This is a genomic window from Anoxybacillus flavithermus (assembly GCF_002742685.1).
Taxonomy (GTDB): domain Bacteria; phylum Bacillota; class Bacilli; order Bacillales; family Anoxybacillaceae; genus Anoxybacillus; species Anoxybacillus flavithermus_E.
In genome coordinates, this window is the sequence record NZ_PEDM01000039.1 from 1 (window position 1) to 17,870 (window position 17,870).

18 protein-coding genes and 1 other RNA gene are annotated in these 17,870 nt (G+C 39.1%); 4 read left to right on the forward strand and 15 right to left on the reverse strand.

Annotated features, from left to right (window positions below):
* Window positions 1-80: 80 nt before the first annotated feature.
* The 9 genes from tlp to CS060_RS12650 form a co-directional block, all read right to left on the reverse strand.
* Window positions 81-305, reverse strand: coding sequence for a small acid-soluble spore protein Tlp (gene tlp, locus CS060_RS12610; RefSeq protein ID WP_009361289.1), 225 nt, complete (start codon window positions 303-305; stop codon window positions 81-83).
* A 125-nt stretch (window positions 306-430) separates the two neighbouring features.
* On the reverse strand, window positions 431-574 hold the full coding sequence (locus CS060_RS12615) for an acid-soluble spore protein N (protein ID WP_003396082.1): 144 nt from the start codon (window positions 572-574) through the stop codon (window positions 431-433).
* 34 nt (window positions 575-608) lie between these two features.
* Entirely contained in the window at window positions 609-740 is a 132-nt protein-coding gene (locus CS060_RS12620) for an FbpB family small basic protein (RefSeq protein ID WP_009361290.1), read from the reverse strand.
* 80 nt (window positions 741-820) lie between these two features.
* Window positions 821-1,342 carry a peroxiredoxin family protein gene (locus tag CS060_RS12625; protein ID WP_099669022.1) on the reverse strand — a complete coding sequence of 174 codons (522 nt, stop codon included), beginning with the start codon at window positions 1,340-1,342 and terminating at the stop codon, window positions 821-823.
* A gap of 46 nt (window positions 1,343-1,388) precedes the next feature.
* Window positions 1,389-1,529 carry a protein YpzF gene (ypzF, locus tag CS060_RS14165; RefSeq protein WP_009361292.1) on the reverse strand — a complete coding sequence of 47 codons (141 nt, stop codon included), beginning with the start codon at window positions 1,527-1,529 and terminating at the stop codon, window positions 1,389-1,391.
* Window positions 1,530-1,590: 61 nt separating this feature from the next.
* Entirely contained in the window at window positions 1,591-1,863 is a 273-nt protein-coding gene (locus CS060_RS12635) for a YpbS family protein (RefSeq protein ID WP_035046288.1), read from the reverse strand.
* Window positions 1,856-5,482, reverse strand: a complete 3,627-nt coding sequence (locus tag CS060_RS12640; protein WP_035046291.1) for a dynamin family protein — start codon at window positions 5,480-5,482, stop codon at window positions 1,856-1,858. The genes CS060_RS12635 and CS060_RS12640 overlap by 8 nt, the downstream gene beginning before the upstream one ends.
* An 82-nt stretch (window positions 5,483-5,564) precedes the next feature.
* Window positions 5,565-6,065 (reverse strand): isoprenylcysteine carboxyl methyltransferase family protein, encoded by a 501-nt coding sequence (locus tag CS060_RS12645; RefSeq protein WP_035046293.1) that lies wholly within the window; start codon window positions 6,063-6,065, stop codon window positions 5,565-5,567.
* Window positions 6,062-7,129 carry a type III polyketide synthase gene (locus CS060_RS12650; protein ID WP_099669023.1) on the reverse strand — a complete coding sequence of 356 codons (1,068 nt, stop codon included), beginning with the start codon at window positions 7,127-7,129 and terminating at the stop codon, window positions 6,062-6,064. The genes CS060_RS12645 and CS060_RS12650 overlap by 4 nt, the downstream gene beginning before the upstream one ends.
* A 258-nt stretch (window positions 7,130-7,387) precedes the next feature.
* Here CS060_RS12650 and CS060_RS12655 point away from each other — a divergent pair, with 258 nt between their 5' ends.
* The 4 genes from CS060_RS12655 to CS060_RS12670 all read left to right on the forward strand — a co-directional run bounded on the left by CS060_RS12655 (window position 7,388) and on the right by CS060_RS12670 (window position 10,400).
* Window positions 7,388-7,843 carry a chemotaxis protein CheX gene (locus tag CS060_RS12655; protein ID WP_035046297.1) on the forward strand — a complete coding sequence of 152 codons (456 nt, stop codon included), beginning with the start codon at window positions 7,388-7,390 and terminating at the stop codon, window positions 7,841-7,843.
* Window positions 7,844-8,109: 266 nt separating this feature from the next.
* Window positions 8,110-8,259: a cytochrome c oxidase subunit 2A gene (locus tag CS060_RS12660; RefSeq protein WP_009361298.1), complete on the forward strand. Its 150-nt coding sequence runs from the start codon at window positions 8,110-8,112 to the stop codon at window positions 8,257-8,259.
* 21 nt (window positions 8,260-8,280) lie between these two features.
* The gene (locus CS060_RS12665; protein ID WP_035018632.1) at window positions 8,281-8,754 is read left to right on the forward strand and encodes a cytochrome c oxidase subunit II; all 474 of its coding nucleotides are present in this window, start codon (window positions 8,281-8,283) and stop codon (window positions 8,752-8,754) included.
* A complete protein-coding gene (locus tag CS060_RS12670) occupies window positions 8,751-10,400 on the forward strand; it encodes a b(o/a)3-type cytochrome-c oxidase subunit 1 (RefSeq protein ID WP_035046299.1) in 1,650 nt (549 codons plus the stop codon). The genes CS060_RS12665 and CS060_RS12670 overlap by 4 nt, the downstream gene beginning before the upstream one ends.
* 27 nt (window positions 10,401-10,427) lie before the next feature.
* On the opposite strand, the gene CS060_RS12675 is transcribed toward CS060_RS12670, so the two are convergent.
* The 6 genes from CS060_RS12675 to gpsB all read right to left on the reverse strand — a co-directional run bounded on the left by CS060_RS12675 (window position 10,428) and on the right by gpsB (window position 17,735).
* Window positions 10,428-11,942: a carboxypeptidase M32 gene (locus tag CS060_RS12675; RefSeq protein ID WP_099669024.1), complete on the reverse strand. Its 1,515-nt coding sequence runs from the start codon at window positions 11,940-11,942 to the stop codon at window positions 10,428-10,430.
* A gap of 56 nt (window positions 11,943-11,998) precedes the next feature.
* Window positions 11,999-13,927 carry an ATP-dependent DNA helicase gene (locus CS060_RS12680; protein WP_099669025.1) on the reverse strand — a complete coding sequence of 643 codons (1,929 nt, stop codon included), beginning with the start codon at window positions 13,925-13,927 and terminating at the stop codon, window positions 11,999-12,001.
* Window positions 13,928-14,045: 118 nt separating this feature from the next.
* Window positions 14,046-15,179, reverse strand: coding sequence for a THUMP domain-containing class I SAM-dependent RNA methyltransferase (locus CS060_RS12685; protein ID WP_035048416.1), 1,134 nt, complete (start codon window positions 15,177-15,179; stop codon window positions 14,046-14,048).
* A 6-nt stretch (window positions 15,180-15,185) separates the two neighbouring features.
* Window positions 15,186-16,901: a putative bifunctional diguanylate cyclase/phosphodiesterase gene (locus tag CS060_RS12690; RefSeq protein ID WP_035048414.1), complete on the reverse strand. Its 1,716-nt coding sequence runs from the start codon at window positions 16,899-16,901 to the stop codon at window positions 15,186-15,188.
* Window positions 16,902-16,978: 77 nt separating this feature from the next.
* An RNA gene (rnpB, locus tag CS060_RS12695) (RNase P RNA component class B) lies at window positions 16,979-17,371 on the reverse strand.
* 67 nt (window positions 17,372-17,438) lie between these two features.
* Complete coding sequence (gene gpsB, locus CS060_RS12700) at window positions 17,439-17,735, reverse strand: cell division regulator GpsB (RefSeq protein WP_004890279.1); 297 nt, start codon at window positions 17,733-17,735, stop codon at window positions 17,439-17,441.
* Window positions 17,736-17,870: the final 135 nt, after the last annotated feature.

The following is a 17,870-nucleotide window of genomic DNA, read 5'->3' on the forward strand; positions in this document are numbered from 1 at the left end:
GCCTTCGCAGTTCGGGACTTTCACCCTATAGATTGCACCCATGCCGAGCACACCAAAAAGCCGCACGCATGCGGCTTTTATCATTCATATCCTCTTTCACGAGCTCTTGCTTCATCTTTGATTTCTGCTCGCATCGCCTCAATTGCTTCTTCACGGCGATGATTTTTTTCCCTAATTTTTTCACGCTCCTCTGGACTAGCGAACGCCATCGTCTCTTCTGCTCTTTCAATATTCTCAAGCGTATTTTGTACCATGTCCTGTAATTTTTCTACATTGTCACGACGATCATCATAATTTGGCTTCATTTTATCATCCTCCTTGTAAAAGTAAAATGTACACTTTTATCGTGCACGTTTTTCTTCATGTTATACAAACTTTATTGTTTATCATAATATAATTATGTAAACTATATAAGGGCGAATATTCGCCCTTATTCACCCTTCGTTTGAATGACTTGTGGATGTTGACCAGATTGATCTTGCATTTGCTTTCCTTTATTGCCACCTGCTGCTCTTGGCTTCGTACCGATATGTTGTGGTACAAATGGTTGTTGATTACTTTTTGGATTGCCCATTTTTTATCCCCCTCTCCCTCATAGTATGGCTAGATTACTCTGCTTTATGAAGCCAACGTGTTTCCATTTTCTCTTCCAATTTTTCTAATGCCCTCGCATCGTTTAATAGTTGTCGTTTATTTTCCATCACGAGTTCTGCAAATGTCCGTTTTCTTATTTTCCTCATTACGTATTCACCTACTTTTCGTTTTTTTCTATCTTTTCCAAACATAATGACAAATATACAAAAAATAGCCGATTCCTCGGCTATTTCCCCCATTTCTCTACATATTGCACCATTTGTTCATACGACATCGGACCGATTTGCTTTTCACGAATGATGCCTTGTCGATCGATAATAAACGACGTCGGAATCGGTTGAATATCATATTGCTTCATGACATGTCCATCAACATCTAGCACTACTGGAAACGTTAAATGGTACTCTTTAATAAACTCACGTACCTTCTCTTGCGAATCCCTTACCATTACATTTACAGCTAAAATTTCCACTTGTTGATCATATCGTTCATAAAACTTTTGCATATCTGGCATTTCTGCACGACAAGGCGGACACCACGTTGCCCAAAAATTCACAATAACTGCTTTTCCGCGTAATTGTGAAAGTTGAACCATTTGCCCGTCGGTTGTTTGTAAAGAAAAATCAGGAGCCTTCATTCCTACATGAATACCGGTTGCTATCGTTTGTCTTTCGGTCATATGTTCCCAAAGCATATATGCAAAAAAACTAAATAAAATAATAATAGCGAGCCACTTTTTCATCGACATACCGCCCTTCGATTTTTCATCTTAAAAAAAGGCGCATATGCGCGCCTTATCGAATATTTTTATGCTCGTTGCTCATTTTTTTCACTTCAACTTCAGCATATGAAGCAAACTCATTATTGAAGTCGTTTTTTTGTTTTGCGTTATTGTTTCGTTGCGCATTGGCATTTCCTAATTTTGTTCGTCCCATCGCTTTCCCCTCCTTTTTATACATGATGCACAAATAGTATGCGCGAATGGGACGTTTTACACTACGACGATTTGTTATTTAATTTTTGGACATATTCCTTTACCATGTCAACCGTCACATATTTTCGCTGTGGTACAATTCCATTTTTAGCTAATTCATTTATTTGTTGTGTTACTTCGTTAATGTTGTGTACAGAAAACGATTCGCCGCGTTGACATAAAGAGACGGCTTCCTCAATATACGCTTCTCGTTTCGCGTCTAGCTCGATAAACGCCCGAACGAGTGCATGTTGCTTTTGTGAATGTGCTGTAATCGCTTGGTGAACTTCATTCATCATTCATTCCTCCGATCATATCGTAAATATGTTGTAATTCGTCTATTGGTGCTTTAGCCGTTAATGCGGCAAATAAACCTGTAAAATGCTCATTTAGTTGTTCACGCATATGACAATGAAGTTGTTCAATAATCACATTCCACTGTTTTGTATAATGCGCGAGCAACCGTTGTTTTTGTTCAGCTACATACGCCGCAATCGGCTCATGTAATTGTTTTTCTAGCTCTTCTTTCATGAGCCGTTTTTCATCTTTTTCAAAAAATGATTTTGCATTTTTGTACAACGAAAGCGCCTTTTTAAACACGTTGCGATCGATTTGCTCAAAAGCGATCGGGAATTGTAACGTCGGAAAACTTGAAAGATCGACCTTTGTTACAATAAGATCATGCACTTGCTTCCACTGGTTTTCTAACGCCATAAAATGAAGATCGTACCGCTTATTTATAAACGCTTCTATTCGCAAGCTAGTTGCACGCATTTCTTGCGCCAAATCAAATCCGATGGAGTATAAAAACTCATCTAAACATAATTGTAACGCCTTTTTTATATTTGTTTGTCGGTCATGCAAAACAGATGGATTAAACGATTCTTTAAACCAGTCTGACAGACGGAAAGAAATGCGCTGTTGAATATAATAAACTAATTCGTTTAATTCTTGCTCGATAGCATGAACGTCATGATTTGTTTCGTATTGTTGAATGATGCGCTCAAGCTGTTGCTGTTCTTGTTGCAATATGTGCAACTTTTTACGTTTCATTTCATCGCTTTGTCTCGCCTCCGTAATGTATTCTGCTAGTCGCTTTTTCGCTTGTTTTATTTGCAAGCGAGCGGAAGCAAGCGCTAGCGAGCTAAGCTCTTGATGAATAAACGGGTAAAACGCCTGCTCAAATGCGCCCATTCCCGAATTTGATAGCACGTCATGTTTCCACAACTTCCTACTTTTCTCTGCAAGTGCCCATTTACTCGATAATGGAAAAAGACGTGGATGGCGAATACCAAATTGCAAAAGCTGCTCTTTTACATAACGAACGACCGACTGCAATTCCTCTTCTGTATGAGCTAGGTCAGCTGCATTAATGATGAAAAACATTTTATCTAAACTAAATGTATCTTTCACACGACCAAGCTGAATTAAAAATTCACGATCCGCTTTGGAAAATGCATGGTTATAATATGTGACAAAGAAAATCGCATCAGCATTTTTAATGTAATTAAATGCTACTCCTGTATGACGAGCATTTACAGAATCGGCTCCTGGTGTATCGACAAGAATAATATTTTCACGAGTTAATGGGCAATCATAATATAGCTCAATCCATTCAACAAAACACGATTTCGTTTCATTCGCCACATACTCGTGAAAGTGTTGAAGTGAAATCGTAAGCAATTGTCCAAGCTTTTCTTTCATTTGTTCATACCCACGCACAACGGCTTGCAAAAACGCCCAATGTACACGCTCTTTTGCATCAATAGCTTCATTACGAATGGCTTTTTCACTTTCTTCGATCGCCTCTTGTAATGAATGAACTTGCACGCCGAAAAAGCGCAAAGAGTGTTGCAAATCGTTTAAAAGCTGTTGCTCCGTTTTTACTTGTACAACAACGGTACCATGCGGAAACTCATCTGTTGGTGGAACAATTTTATTAATTGTCGCCGTCGTTGGATGCGGTGAAACAGGTAAAACGTGTTCACCGATTAGCGCATTTGCGAACGAAGACTTTCCCGCACTAAAAGCACCAAACAAAGCAATCGTAAACGTACGTTGTTGAAGTTGGTGAATTTTTTCGCCCATTTCGTTTGCTAGCTGTTTCATCCCTTCAATCGGAGCAATCATTTGGCTAATGACGCGTAGCTTTTCGATCGTTTGCTCAACCGTCTCATTTGCCATTTGCACCGTTTGAATTGGACGTTCTTCTTGCACCGCTTCCTTTTCCTGCGGAACTTCTTCTTTCTTTTGATTGCTTATTCGCATCGTAAACGTCTCGTGAATAAATGGATAAATCGCATCATCGCTTAACGGTGTTGCATGGTCAACGACTTTTTGCAATTGTTCACGCGTATGTTTACGATGATAAACAAGTTGTTTCAATTGTTCCCAACGCGCTCGCTCCTTTATCAGCTCATCTAGTTGTTGCTCATATATATTTAACCGTTGTTGCTCCTTCCCTTTTTCAATTATTTGCTCCGCGAGTTGAAGAGCCGCATCGCGATATAACCGTTTTATTTCATTCGCTATATCGTTTGTATACGTTAATACATAATCGCCTGTAACAAGCGGCTGATTTGGCTTTCGTTCAACAATCCATTGTTCTGAAAACGGAACAGTTAATTGTTGAATACGATGTAATAACTCGTGGTTATGAACGTCATATTGTTGATAAAAACGTTTCAGTAGGTCACGAACATGCCATTCTAACTGACTTTCGATTTTTTTTCGCAAATCTTCATAAAAAGCACGCAGTCGTTTCCGTCGTTCTTCCTCTGTTTTTTGCTTTGTAAACAAAAAACCAACTTTAAAATCAGGTTGACATGCTTCTAAGTAGGCACGAGCATGCTCTCTCGTTTCATAAGGCATCATATAGGCGTTATGCAACGTCGCTTCTAACTGCTGTTCAACATGCTGCTTTGCACTCAACCACGTTTTCTTTATATAATCAATCGCTTGCTCCGTTTCTTCCATTTTCTCAAGAAGCATTCTTTCATCCTCAAACGAAAGCGATTGACGAATATGTTGCTCTTCTTCCTCTTGTTGAGCGATAAGCATCTGCATATGATTATCAATCATTTGCTCGACAGCAATACGTATACTTTGCTCAAGCCGCTCCTCCTTTTCACAAAAAAGCAACTGCAACAACTGTTTTAATTCATCGAACTCATTATGTACATGCTCTTTTTGTTTCAGCGAAGTATAAAACATGCGTTCAAATGTGACTCCCCATTGCTGAAATGCCTCTTCAACAGAACGAGTAAACTGCGAAAACGGAAGCTCTTCTTCACGATGTTTATCAATTTGATTTACAACTAAGTATAACGTTTTTCCGTACTGTGACAACCGTTTTGTAAACTCAAAGTTCAATTCTGCTTGAACATGGTTATAATCCATTACATAAAATATAACATCGGCTAAATGAAGAGCAGACTCTGTTGCCAAACGATGGGCATCATCTGTCGAATCAATTCCTGGTGTATCCATAAGTACAATTCCACTTGGAATTGTGTCTGTTTCATCGCTAATTTCAATCATATCAATTGTATCGCCATCTAGACAAAACGTTTTTACTTCTTCGTAATCGTAAGGAGCTGCGTATTCGATCGCTTGACCAGACTTATAATATACGCGTGCATACGGTTTCCCTGCTTTTACTTTCACAAGATTTGCACTTGTTGGAATAGGGCTAGACGGCAACAGTGAATCACCGATCAATTCATTAATTAAACTAGATTTTCCTGCAGAAAAGTGTCCGCAAAAAGCAATTGTAAACTCTTTATGATACACTTTCTTAATTAATTGTTTCGTTTTATTCGCCTGAGCAATGTCACCAATTTTGATAAATTCGTCATGAAGTGCAATAAGACGATATAGCCATTGTTGCAATGATTTTGTTTTTGTCATACGCATGTTTCCCCATACCCCTTTTAAAAAAATCTACCTTCATTTTACTGTAGTTCGCAAAAAAAATACATAAAAAATCCCCTGCTTATTAGGGGGATTTTAATAAACGTAGCGCCTGCTCCTCTACACGAATACGAACAGATAAAAGGTACGCGTTACATATTGTAAATATGACAGCTGTCCAATAGGCTTGAAACATAAGCGGAATAACAAGGAATTCCAGAACAACAACGAGGTAATTCGGGTGACGAAACCATCGATACGGACCTCTCTGTACCCGTTCTGCTTTTGGCAATACAATAATTTTTGTGTTCCAATACCTCCCAAGCGAAGCGATAATCCAAAGGCGGAACAACTGTAATACGACAAATATGTTAAACAAAACAGACCACCATGGTGACGGACGTTTACGAATCCCTTCTAGCAAGAGCGAAACAAAAAATAAGCTATGCATACAAACAATATATTTATAGTGATTTTGCCCAAATTCTTTTGCCCCTCTCTCCTTCATCCATCGTTCATTTCTTTTCGCCCAGTACAACTCAACAAATCGCTGAACAATTAAAAAGAAAAACACTTTCCATTTCATGATTTCTCTCCCCATTTTAACAGTAGAAGCTCACAGCTAAATCCCGGTCCCATCGCCATCATTAAACCGTGTTGTTGTTGAGTGATAGGTTGTTGTAAAAAACGCTGTAAAACGGCAAGCACAGTCACAGACGACATATTTCCGTACTGTCGTAAAACATGAATGGCATGAGTTAACTTATGTTCGTCTATATGTAAACCATCTTGATAGGCATCAAGTACTTTTTTACCACCTGGATGTACAACAAAATGTTCAATTTGCGAAACATAAATTCCGTTTTTTCGTAAAAACAATTCTACGATTTCACCAATTGATTGACGAATAAGAGTCGGAATATGCCTAGAGAACACCACATAAAATCCGTTATCTTTTATATCCCATCCCATAACATCTTCCATGTTACGCATAAATATCGATTGCATATCGATCACCTGTGGAGCTATCCTTTGTAACTGCACATCATCTCCTACAACACATGCACAACCTACCCCATCGGCAAATAGTGATGTGCCAATAAGATTGCTTTTTGACACATCCTCCAGTTGAAAAGTGAGACTGCAAAACTCTACCGCAAGGACAAGCACTTTCGCTTTTGGATATGCTCGACAGTAATCTACCGCTCGAGCAATGCCAGCTGCTCCCCCCGCACATCCGAGTCCCCATATAGGAATTCGTTTCGTATGTATCGAAAAAGGCAGCTCGTTCATTATTCTTGCCTCAATGCTCGGTGTAGCAATCCCCGTCGTTGAAATAAAAAAAATAGCTTCAATATCTTCGAACGGAATGTTTCCACGATGTAAACAACGTTCAATTGCTTCTTTTCCATATTGAACGGCATGTTCAATATATAGTTCATTTTTCTCGGCAAACGAATGAGGTGTCATATACCAATGTAAAGGTTGTACAAACGACCTTGATTGAATATGGTCATGTTCAAAAATCGATAATAGACGATCAATATGCTCATAACGGTGTTGAAACATACGTTTTATTGCAACCATTACCTCGTTTTGTGAAACGCGGTAAGGAAGTTCAGCTAATTCTACTGCAACGATGCTCGGCATACATTTCCCTCCTTTCATTAATGATAATATTTTTCTGATAAAGGAATTTTATGCATATTAAGTAAAAAGCTTTCCTCACCACAATAGGAGGAAAGCTTTCGACGTTTTGAAAGGAGGTATGTTGTTGTGCACTTTCATTATAACGCAATTTATTGTTTCGTCACTATGTTTTTTATGTTTCTTTGTCTAGATTCGCCGAAAAGTGATGTAATTGAAGCGAAAAATTTGTTATGATGAAGAAAAAAAGGGGGGCTTTTTATGGCTTTAGGCGAAAAAATTACAACGATTTTGAATGGAACGATCGAATCGATTCGCTCTGTCATCCCGTTAGCAATGACAATTGAAAAACCTTCATTGTTTACACAACCTTTTGCCCAAACATCTATTAGTGTATTGATTGGAATGACCGGAGACTTACGCGGACGCCTTATGATTGAAGGGCATGAGGCGATGTTCGGGAGTATCGGAGAAACGATGTTCGGTATGCCTTTAGAAGGTGAAATGCTCGAATCATTTACTGGCGAACTTGGCAATATGATCGCAGGGAACTTAGCAACGATCGTATCCCAAAAAGGAATTACAATTGATATTACTCCTCCTACTGTTCTTGTTGGCCAAACAAAAATTTACGGTTTTGATAAAGCATTTCGCGTACCGATTCACTTTGAAAGTAAGGGAGAATTGCAGCTCATTTTAACAATTGATAACGAATAAGTGCGAAGAGAAGCTTGCGTTTGTGAGCTTCTTTTTCATTTTTTAGCCATCTTTTTCTAAATATTTCACACTTTTTTCACAACCTCACAAAATTCATGTGACAAAAGTCACAGCTACTCCTTATTTTTACGGTTATGATGATGTTAAAGTAACGAATGAACAATTTGTGAAATGTACCAAGAAAACGTTTCATTTCGCAAATTGTTTTGTATGATGTAAGTGTATATATTTCTAATTAAGGTTTATTTAGGAAAGGAGGAGCGCAAATGAAAACTCAATTAAACACAAACACACCAAAAACAAAAGTAGAGAAAGAACCTGCATTAAAAGGAACGCTCGCTTCTGTTTTGTTTTTGGGATTTTTCCTCATTTTCACGTGGGTAAGCGTATATTTCTTGTTTTTGAATCGTTTATAGAGAGAAAGGAGACGAGACGTTATGCACATGCATAAATATGAAAAAATTTGGCTGTTTTTTGGCATCGGTTCGTTATTCGTATTTTTAGCTGTCTTAGGGGTTGGTGCATTCGCACAAGGAACACAGCCACCAAGCTGTTTAACAACGATCGATCCGGAAAAAGTCGATCAAACACCACCATTTGATAAACCTGGGCTTATTAAAACTGGAGACAATGAATATCAACTAAATATCGTTGCTTCTGCATTTGCTTATACACCAAATCAAGTAGAAATTCCAAAAGGAGCAAAAGTAACGATTAACGTGGCAACAAAAGACGTCATTCACGGATTTGAAATGGCTGGAACAAACGTAAACATGATGGTTGAACCTGGTTATGTAAGTAGTTATACACAAACATTCGATAAAGTCGGTGAGTATGTGATTTTATGTAACGAATATTGCGGTGCCGGTCACCACTTAATGACAGCGAAAGTGAAGGTGGTTGAACAATGATGAACGGAACTTGGAAAGTAGATGCACGTGATGGCAAATTAGCAATGGCCCATATTTATGTCGCTTTCGTTGCGCTGGCTTTAGGAGGACTCGCTGGGCTATTACAAGTGCTTGTACGCTCAGGAAAATTTGAATTACCAGCAGGCATTAGCTATTATACGATTTTAACAACTCACGGTGTATTACTTGGACTTGTTTTAACTACATTCTTTATCATTGGTTTCCAGTTTGCTGCTGTAAGTCGTACTGCTGGAACGCTTTCTGATCGCGTACGATTTTGGGGATGGGTCGGTTTTTGGCTCATGACGATCGGTACAGCGATTACTGCCTTTTACATTTTAATTGGTGAAGCTTCTGTTTTATATACGTTTTATGCACCGTTACAAGCACATGCAGGTTTTTATATTGGTTTAACACTTGTTGTTGTCGGTAGCTGGGTAAGCGGATTTGCGATGTTCGCTCATTATGCGAAATGGAAAAAAGCTCATCCTGGTCAAGTAAGTCCGTTGCTTACATTTATGTCTGTTGTTAACATGGTGTTATGGCTCGTTTGCTCACTAGGTGTAGCTGCAACTGTATTATTCCAGCTCATTCCTTGGTCACTAGGTTACGTTGACCGTATTAACGTACTTGTGAGCCGAACATTGTTCTGGTATTTTGGTCACCCGCTCGTATATTTCTGGTTATTGCCAGCATATATGATTTGGTATGCAATTATTCCGAAAATTATCGGTGGAAAAATGTTTTCTGACTCTCTTGCGCGCATGTCGTTCATTTTATTCTTAATTTTCTCAATTCCTGTTGGTTTTCACCATCAGCTTGTGGAGCCTGGAATCGATCCAGCTTGGAAATACTTACAAGTTGTCTTAACATTTATGGTTGTTATTCCATCATTAATGACAGCGTTTTCGATGTTTGCAACTTTTGAGATGTACGGTCGCTCCAAAGGAGCAACAGGATTGTTTGGATGGTTACGTAAACTCCCTTGGAATGATGCTCGTTTCTTTGCACCGTTTATCGGTATGTTGTTCTTTATCCCTGCTGGTGCTGGTGGTCTTGTCAACGCATCACATCAATTAAACCAAGTTGTTCATAACACGATTTGGGTAACGGGCCACTTCCACTTAACATTAGCAACAACCGTTGTATTAACGTTCTTTGGTGCAGCTTATTGGCTCATCCCACATTTAACAGGACGTGTGATGACAAAAGCGATGAACCGTTTAGCGATCATTCAAACGATCGTTTGGTCGATTGGTATGATTTTTATGTCTAGCGCAATGCACTTTGCAGGGTTGCTAGGCGCTCCTCGCCGTTCAGCATTTTCAACATACGGCGATGCACCACAAGCGTTAGAGTGGATTCCTTATCAAATCGCTCAAGCAGTTGGCGGAACAATCTTGTTCATCGGTATTATTCTTGTACTCATTATCGTTACAAACTTAGCATTTTTCGCTCCAAAAGGTGAAACTGAGTTTCCAGTTGCTGAAGTGGCTGAACAGGCTGAGCGTACACCGCTCGTATTTGAAAACTGGAAATTATGGATCGGCATTGCTGTTGTACTCATTTTAATTGCATATACTGTTCCATTTATCGATATGATCCAAAATGCACCTCCTGGCTCAAAAGGATTTAAACTTTGGTAAAAAAAACCGGGCATTTGCCCGGTTTTTTTATAATCGATAAATATGTTTGTATTTTTCTTCTAAATAGCGAATCAAGTAGGTTGGGTTTAACCCTTCTCCAGTTACTTCATGCAAAATGTCAAGTGGCTTTTTTGTCTTTCCATATTGGTGAATATGGTTTGTAAGCCACTCCCGAATACGCTCGAATTGCCCATTTTCAAGCAGTTGATCAAAGTCCAACAATTGTTTTTCCATTGCATATTTAAACTGTGCGGCATACATATATCCAAGGGCATACGATGGAAAATAACCAAAACTTCCCCCAGCCCAATGTACATCTTGAAGAATTCCTTCTGCATCACGTTCCGGACGAATACCTAAATACGCCTCGTATTTTTCATTCCAAATGTGTGGTAAATCTCTCACTTCAATCGCGCCATCAAACAACGCTTTTTCCATTTCATATCTAATAATAATATGTAATGGATACGTCAACTCATCCGCTTCAATGCGAATAAGAGACGGTTTTGATTCATTAATTGCACGATAAAAATCATCCAATGAAACGTCAATAAAATGCGGAGCATATTGTTGTAACAAGCTATAATATCGCTTCCAAAACGAATAATGACGAGCAATAAAGTTTTCATAAAATAGCGATTGTGATTCATGAATCCCCATTGATGTGCCATCGTAAAGAGGTGTACCCGCTAGCTCTTTAGAAATATTTTGCTCATAAAGAGCATGACCACATTCGTGAATCGTACCAAATACGGCTGTCCGAAAATCGTTTTCGTCATATTTCGTTGTAATTCGGACATCTCCTTCATTTAGCGTTATCGCAAAAGGATGTACCGTTTCATCGAGCCGCCCTGCATCAAAATCGTAGCCTAACTCTTTTAAAATCGCCAAACTGAACGCTCGTTGCTTTTCTTTCGGGAACGGCTGAAATAAAAAGCTTGTTTCCGGCTTGTGTCGCGACTCGCTAATTTGTTGAACGAGCGGAACAATATGATCGCGTAATTTTGAAAATACACCGTCTAGCAAATCAACAGTCACACCTGGTTCGTATAAATCTAATAACGTATTATATGGGTGTCCGTTTGTCCCCCAATATGTGATAAAGCGTTTTGTAAAATCAACAAGCTCCTTTAAGTACGGTTCAAAAAGAGAAAAGTCAGATTTCTCTTTCGCTTTTTCCCATACACTTTCCGCTTTGGACTGTAAAATAACGTATTGTTTATACTCATCAGCAGGAATTTTTTTATTGCGCTCGTATTCTTTCTGACATTCTGCCAACGTATAACGGGTGACCGGCGATAATTGTTCCTGTACAGACTTCGGTGAAAGTTCCGCAATATACGCAGCCATTTGCTCTGAGGTCGACATATGAAATACATCTTGCGATAACATCCCGATCACTTCTGAACGTTGGTCAACCCCTTTCTTCGGAGCCCCTGTACGCAAATCCCAATACATAAGCGAAATAGCTTCTTTATACGCCATCATTTTTTTGACATATTGCAAAAACTGTTTTTCCATTTCTTGAATATTTTTTTTCATCATTCTTCCCTCCATTCCATTGTATTTGTTATTCTACAATACTTATAAATATTCCTTTATTTTTGATGTACATCTGTCGGTAATACACGTTTGATCGCCTCGATCACTTGCATTGGCTCATCGTCTGTCACAAAAATACATACAATTCCTCGATCATCCCGCTGACGAACGAGACGCCCTACCCCTTGTCGCAATCGTAAAACCATATACGGAACGTCCACTTCCCAAAACGGATTGTCCGTTTGTTTTCGTTTCGTCTGAAAAACAGGGTCATTCGGCGGATAAGGGAGTGACCAAATGATGACGTTACTTAGTGACGGACCAGGGATGTCTAATCCTTCCCATAAATGTTGGGCACATAAAACCGTTTCTTCTTCATTTTGAAAACGCGAAACAAGTTCGCTAATTTCTTGATCCCCTTCAAATAAAAAAGTAAATCCTTCTTCTTGTTGAGCACGAGCTTTGAATTCATTTAATTGTTCGCGCGTTGGGAATAATACAAGCGCACGCCCGTTTGTTTCACGTATTTTTTCTATGGCGTACGCATATTTCTCTTCAAATATGCGTTCGTTATTCTCAAATATTGGCATATAAATCGTCATTTGTTCATCATAGTCAAATGGGGAATCGACATGAAATGATAAATATTCGTCGATACCAAGACTTTTTGCCATATAATCAAATGAGTTTTCATTCGATAATGTAGCAGATGAAAAAATAAATGGAATATGTTTAGAAAATACTTTTTCACGCAACACTTCTTGTACCGTTCTCGGCATGATGACAAGCGTGTTACCATCGAGTGACGACTCAAGCCATGTAATTGCGTCCCGATTATGAATGAATAAATATAGTGAATGGTGAATTTGATCTAAATATTCATCAACAACTTTCAATTGATAATGGTCAATCGTATACGTTTCACTCTCAAATACGAGTTCGTCTCCGATTTGTTCTACTTTTGTTCGTAGCGTTTGTGCCAATTGCAAAAGAGACGGAGTGAATGTTAGTTCTTGACGATTCGATCCTGGTACCGCTTTAGCATGATTCATCAATTCATCAAAAAATCGTGCACTAAGTTCTAATGTATCCTCGATTAAATAAGCTAATTGTTCGCGAATATCATTTTCTAACAAACGAGAAAGCAACGTTTCTAATGTCGTTTCTTTCATACGGTATGTTAACGCTTTTTGGGCAGCAAATTCTAATAAATGTCCTTCATCAAAAATGACACAACTCGCTTCTGGTAAAAGCGGCAACTGTCCTTCACGTTTCCGCGCTTCATACGTCCAAATATGTTCCATATAAAAATCGTGAGAACAAATAATTAAATCCGTTGCTTTGCGATAATAATCGCGTGATAACGTTTGGCCACAACGATGACGCTTTTCACATGCTAAACAGTCTTGAAACGGGTCCCAAGCAATTTTTGACCATTGCTCGTCGCTTAAATGAGCATAATCTTTTCGATCACCATAATGGTAAAACGTTTGAAGCGGAGCATGATCATGAACAAATGGAGGCAATTCGTCAAAAATTTGCTCGTACAATTCTTCCTCTTCCGTCATTAATATATCGTCCAATTTGTTTAAACATACATATTGATCTGGTGATTTCGCTAAGCGAACGTCGATGTTTATGTTTAAAACGTGTGAAATTTTAGCAATATCTCCTTCTTTTTTTACAAGCTGTTCAATTAGCGTTTCATCTGCACAAGCAATAATGGCAGGTTTTCCAATATATCGTGCATAACAAATGGCATAAAGTAAATATACAATCGTTTTTCCTGTTCCTACTCCTGCTTCCGCAAACATTACTTTTTTCTCTTTAAATGCTCGTTCAAGCTGAAATGCCATAAAAATTTGCTCATCACGTAGTTCAAACCCTGCCTCAGGTAAAATATCGTAAAACACGTCCCCGATCCATTCGTTCAATTTATCAAAAAAATTTTCATTTTTACTTAATACAAACGGATATTTGCTCATATTTTTTAGCCCCTCCATCAATTTAAACAAAGTACACAAACATTAATTATCGACCAAAAAAAGAAAGAAGTCAATGAAGTTGAAAAGAAAAAGAAAGCTGTCAATGAGACAGCTTTTCCTATGAACGCGGCGGACGAGGTCCCCAAAATTGATAGTATTGCGTTTCAATGAAACCATTGAATAGTTTTCGGCGTTTTGTCGCTTGCTTCCCGTACAACTGCTCAAAGTGGCGATGTGAGGTTAGTATATAAATCGACCATGTATCGAGTGCAGCAAATGTTTTTCCCATGTCACGATATAACTGTTCTACTTCTTCCTTTTCCCCTAATCGCTCACTATAAGGGGGGTTTCCGACGATGACACCGTACTCATCTTTCGTTCGAAAATCTTTTACCTGCATTTGTTTAAATGTAATTAAATCTGCTAATCCTGCTTCTTGCGCATTTGTTTTCGCGATATCTACCATGCGATGATCAATATCAAATCCGACAATATGTAGTGGTTGATCATAGCGCGCTAAGTCTTCCGCCTCTTCCCTCGCTTCGTCCCATAAGCGAGATGGAATCCAACTCCATTTTTCAGATGCAAAATCGCGGTTAAATCCTGGTGCAATATTTTGACCGATCAGCGCCGCTTCAATCGCAATCGTTCCCGACCCACAAAACGGATCAACGAATGGACGATCTGGTGTCCAATTCGTTAACTGAACAAGCGCTGCTGCTAACGTTTCTTTTAATGGCGCTTCTCCTTGTTTGACACGATATCCTCTTTTATGCAGCCCAGCGCCGCTCGTATCGATTGTTAATGTAGCAATATCTTTATGTAAAGCGACTTCAATACGGAATGGTGCACCTGTTTCGTCGAACCAAGAAACACCATAATGTTGTTTTAAATGTTCAACAATCGCTTTTTTTACAATCGCTTGGCAATCGGATACACTAAACAATTTTGATTTAACCGACTTCCCAACAACAGGAAAATGGGCATCCATAGGTAAAAACTGTGCCCACGGTAGCGCTTTTGTTTGTTCAAATAGCTCATCAAACGTCGTTGCACGAAATTCGCCTACCTTCACTTTCACTCGATCCGCTGTGCGAAGCCATAAATTTGTGCGACAAATCGCTCGCTCGTCTGCAACAAACGTCACTTTTCCATTGTCCACCTGACAGTCGTACCCGAGCGCTCGGACTTCATCTGCAACAATGGACTCAAGCCCCATCGCTGCAGTAGCAATTAATGTGATCTGCCCCATATTCATTCACCTTTCATTGATATATTCATCCCATTCTTGAATAAAGTGCTGTACCTCGTCTATAAGCATTGGCTTAGCAATGTAATATCCTTGCACCATATCACATTGTTGTTTATTTAAAAATTCATATTGTTGCTCTGTTTCGACCCCTTCGGCCACGACAGATAAATGCAAATGATGCGCCATCATAATAATTGTTGAGACGATCGTCGCATCATCGCTATATAAAGATAGGCGACGAATAAACGATTGATCGATTTTTAAAATATCGATTGGGAAACGATGCAAATAACTTAATGAAGAAAAACCTGTCCCAAAGTCATCAATAGCTAGTTTAAAGCCGCACTGTTTTAACTGTACAAGTTTTTGAACGGATTCCTCTGCATTTGGCATAATCGTACTTTCCGTTAGTTCTAATTTAAAAAAGCGCGGATGTACATCCTTTTGTTTAACAATTGTTGATAATTGCTCAACGAAATCATCTTGTTGAAAATGAACAGCAGAAATGTTTATTCCAATTTTCATATGCGGAGCGAATTGATGAATCGCCTTCATATGTATACATGCTTGTTCGAATAGCCATTTTGTTATCGGAACAATCAATCCTGTTTCTTCTGCAAGCGGAATGAATTGCGCGGGGGAAACGACCCCGATATTTGGTTGTTTCCAACGCATTAATGCCTCAAGTGCTTCAATTTTCTTCGTTTGCATATTGACAATCGGCTGATAACAAATGAATAATTCATTTCGTTCAATCGCTTTTCGTAAATAATTTTCTAACGTCACTACTTCGCTTTGATAGTCTAATTTAGCCGTATATAGTTCAAAACGATTTCTTCCGCTTTCTTTCGCTTTCTGCATGGCGCGATCAGCGCGACGTAATAATGTTTCCCCATCATCCCCGTCGTTTGGGTACGTGCTTATGCCGATGCTTGCTGACATATATACATCTTTTCCGTTTAACATAAAAGGAGCTTGTAATGATTCAATCATTTGTTCTGCTATACTAACAGCTTCTTGAACATCTTTTAGTTTAGGTAAAATGACAACAAATTCATCTCCACCAATACGAGCTAACGTATCTTTCGTGCGCAGTAGCTTTTTTAAACGATTGGCTACCTTTTTTAACAATACATCTCCATTATAATGGCCAAGCTCATCGTTAATATATTTAAAGCGATCTAAGTCAAGAAACAAAATCGCTAATTGCTGATTGTAACGGCGTGCCATATCAAGCAAATGTTGTAGACGTTTCGTAAATAATTGTCGATTTGGAACGTTGGTCAACAAATCATAGTTCGATAACCGTGCGAGTTGTTCCATCGTCCGCTTATGTTGTGTGACATCTGAAAAAATGGCTACATAATGCGTCGGGTTTCCTGCGACATCATAAACGGCTTTAATCGTTAGCCATTCGACGAACAACTCGCCATTTTTACGTTTGTTCCAGATTTCTCCTTTCCAAACGCCGTGATCGCGTATCGTTTCCCACATATTCTCATAAAATGTTCGATCATGTAAACCAGAGCGAAGAATATTCGGTTTTTTACCGAGCACTTCTTCTTGCGTATAACCCGTTACCGTTTCAAAAGCTGGGTTAGCTAATAAAATATGTCCATCACTATCTGTCACGATAATTCCTTCGTCCGCTTCTTGAATGATGGCATGAGACACCGATAAAAATGTATCTAAACCAAACAAAGATGCTAACTTTTTGTTCACGACAAACTCTCCCCTCGTATTCCGAAAAAACAAAAACTCCCCTGGCGTGATGCAGGAGAGTGATGCCATGAACCATGTTCTGTAAGCCATGTTCTGTTCCGTCGTACTGCAAACGGCTTGCGCCTCGTACTTCGGTGGTAATCATCTATCTACAGGCTGTACGCCTGTCCTTCTCTCCGTTCATTTCCTTCGAGAAGGTGCCCCTACCATCATTTGGGTTTCTCGCTCGTGGGGTTTACCGCGTTCCACTCTTGCCGTTTCCAGCAAGACTACGTCACTGTGGCACTTTAAAGGTAGTCGAGCCATATCCATTGAGGGACGTAGGCTCTTTCCCTGCCGTCAGCCCAGCTTATCGCCAGACTGCCCTAGCTTATGCATTCGCTAGGCACGAACACTACGGGCATCTCAGCACCGTGCGAGCATGGACTTTCCTCTACGATGCATACACATCGCAGCGATTACCCGAACATGATTCATGTAAGCATATGTTAGTATATCCGAAACGATAAGCCAAATCAATGGAAAAATTTAGAACATTTATTCGTAAAGTTTGTTTCCGAAAACATGTTTTTCTAAATTAGAAAGACGTTGCAAAATATCAAAGTTCGTCGTTCCTGTTTGAGATGGCTGACGTTTTTGTGCCTCCTGCAATTGGCTTTTCAATTTTGCATTTTCTTGTTGTAATTGTTCAATCATTTGATGAAATGTTTCATAGTCTTTAATGACTAAATCGAGAAAGCGATCCACTTCATCTTGATTGTATCCGCGCATGCTTATTTTAAACTCTTTTTCGAGAATGTCTTTTGCTGTTAAGTTGATGCGATCTGAAAGCACGTTTGCTCACCTCAATTATCCATGTCTACACCTATTCTTTCAAAAAAAGCAGTCGTTGTCAATTTTTCATTTTCACAAACTTCGTCTTTTTTTCGAATCGAGTAGGAGGAGGTGATTAACCTCCGTCCTCTCACA